General features: G+C 49.2%; 1 protein-coding gene and 1 pseudogene. Both read right to left on the bottom strand.

The window, feature by feature from the left end:
• Nucleotides 1–222: 222 nt before the first annotated feature.
• On the bottom strand, nucleotides 223–588 hold the full coding sequence (locus IQ270_RS32495) for a 2Fe-2S iron-sulfur cluster binding domain-containing protein (protein ID WP_339384172.1): 366 nt from the start codon (nucleotides 586–588) through the stop codon (nucleotides 223–225).
• Nucleotides 574–2,091 (bottom strand): annotated as a pseudogene (locus tag IQ270_RS29700) (ferredoxin--nitrite reductase); the annotation flags it as partial. The gene IQ270_RS32495 and the pseudogene IQ270_RS29700, both read right to left, overlap by 15 nt.
• Nucleotides 2,092–2,543 lie beyond the last annotated feature (452 nt).

Genomic DNA, 2,543 nt, shown 5'->3' on the forward strand with positions numbered 1-2,543 from the left:
CGCTGGGGGATGCGCCGCTGGGAGATGCGCTAGATGTTGTGGAACCGGAACTGCAACCGTGGACTAGAAGAGTACCGGCTGCTGTTGCTCCGGCGGTGATGATGAATTTTCTGCGGGAAAGGTTGCTCATTTTTCTTGAATTTTTGGTGTAGTTTGAGATCGTTGGAATGTGAGCTCCCAGATGTGAGAATGTGCGAACGTCAGTCGCCTCACATTATGAGGTCAGGCGTCGATCGACACTTGGCCGATCGCCCGGGCGCTGCAAGTTAAAATGAACCCTGGTTCTAAGTCGGCAGCCGCATCCGGTTGACTGTCGTAGACTGTTTTTCCTTCGAGAAGTTTCTGTTTGCAGGTGCCACAGGTTCCCGAACGGCAACTGCTATCGAGTTCAATCCCAGCGCCTTCGGCAACGTCGAGAATAAATTCATCTTCGCTGCAAGCAACTGTTTTGCCCGATCGGGCAAAAATAACAGTAGATGTCTGAGGTTTTGCCTGAACAGGAGTTTCGTCGCTATCAACCGTCAGTTGCAGTTGCCGATTCAGGGAATCTACATCCCCTTGATGGGGAACAGCACCAAACTTATCAATTAATAGTTGATGCAGCACCGGTTTAAGGTCTTCGCAAGGAATGCCTTTTTGAACGCAAGTACCCAAATGAGCATCTTTGCCGACTGTACCTCCCATGTAAATATCTACACCCTCTAAGGTTTTGCCGTTCTTGCGAACTTTTGTCCCCATCAAACCAATGTCTGCTACTTGGGGTTGAGCGCAGGAATTGGGGCAACCCGTCCAGTGAATTCTGACCGGTTTGGGTACAGAGAGTTCGGCTTCTAGTTCCTCAATCATGGCTACGGCGCGGCTTTTGGTTTCGATGAGGGCAAAGTTGCAAAACTTCGCACCGGTGCAGGACACCAAGGCTCGCATCAGGGGTGCCGGGTCGATCGAAAAACGCTGCAACAGCGGTTCTTTCAACAGCGACTCAATCCGCGATTCAGGAACGTTGGGAATAATTGCGTTTTCTTCCACAGTCAGCCTGATCTCGCCGCTGCCGTAAACCTCAGCTATTCTAGCCAAATCGAACAAATCCGATGCGGTTAGCCTTCCGACGGGAACGTGCAACCCCACATACTTGAGGCCAGATTGTTTTTGGTTGTAGATGCCGATGTGGTCGCGTTTGTCCCAGATGATTTCATCTTTGAGGGCGGCAGGAAGCAAAGTGCGGCCTAATTCTTGTTCGACGGCGGCGCGGAATTGTTCGATGCCGAGTTCGTCAATCAGCCACATCAAGCGGGATTTTTGGCGATTTGCTCTCGGGCCTTGATCGCGGTACACATTTAATATGGCTTTGCACAAATCCACAACGTCGCTGGGACTTGCCCAAGCGTTGAGGGGAATGGCAGCTTCGCAGCGTTTGGCGGAGAAGAATCCGCCGACTAAAACGTTAAAACCGATATTGCCGTCTTGGTAAGCGGGAACGAAAGCGATGTCGTTGATTTCGGCGTGGACTGAATTGTCGCGGCAGCCTGCGATCGCAATATTAAATTTTCTTGGTAAATTGGAAAACGCGGGGTTGCCTTCGCCGCTGTTGGTAATCATGTCTTGGACTTGGTTCGCCAGTTCCCGCGTATCTATCAATTCGTCAGCATCCAGCCCCGCGACTGGGGAACCGGTGATGTTTCGCACGTTGTCCATGCCGGACTGAACGCTGGTCATTCCCGCTGCTTTGAGACGGCTGAAGATGTCGGGTACGTCTTCGATTAAAATTCCGCGCAGTTGCAGGTTTTGTCTGGTGGTGATGTCGGCGCTGCCGTCGTCGCCGTAGCGCTGTACAATTTCTGCTAGGGTTCTGGTTTGATTGCTGGTAATGATGCCGTTGGGCAACCGCATCCGCATCATGAATTTTCCGGGAGTTACTGGCCGAAAGAAGATGCCGAGCCATTTGAGGCGGTGCTCGCGGTCTGTCGCGTCCATTGCTTCCCAGCCGATTTCGGCGAAGCGGTCGAGTTCAGCTTTTACTGCTAAGCCATCTTTTTCGGCTTTGAGTTTTTCAAATTTGTTCTGGCTGGTTTTTGGTTCTACTGTTTGGGTCATTGGTTTACCCTCGCGGCTGGCTGGTTCGGGGGAGGTATTGACTTGGAGCATAAAGTATGTTTGCTAACCTTAGTGAGTGTATGGATTTAAAACTGTATATTTAGTTACTCGATAGAATTTGTTTTAAGCATGGTTGGTCTTCTGTATAATTCAGCTTTGCTGCTGGGCGCTGCCTCGAATGCCGCCAAACTATTTGCCAAACTATTTATGGTTATAGTTACTACCGATAGTTCGATCGCTGCGTTTCAATGCACCTTTAGTTATCAACTAATGTAAAGCCCATCTCAGTAAATATTCGTAGCTATTTTTACAAAATATTGAATTTTATGAGTATTTCGCATACTTCAAATCCGTTTTATACATCGGTGTTGGTAAAGACACCCACAGAACTCAAAATTTTTGTAAATCTTTATATTTGGGAGGGGAGAGAGGGAAATTGGCAGATATACTGC

It is taken from the genome of Microcoleus sp. LEGE 07076 (assembly GCF_015207455.1).
GTDB lineage: Bacteria > Cyanobacteriota > Cyanobacteriia > Cyanobacteriales > Microcoleaceae > Microcoleus.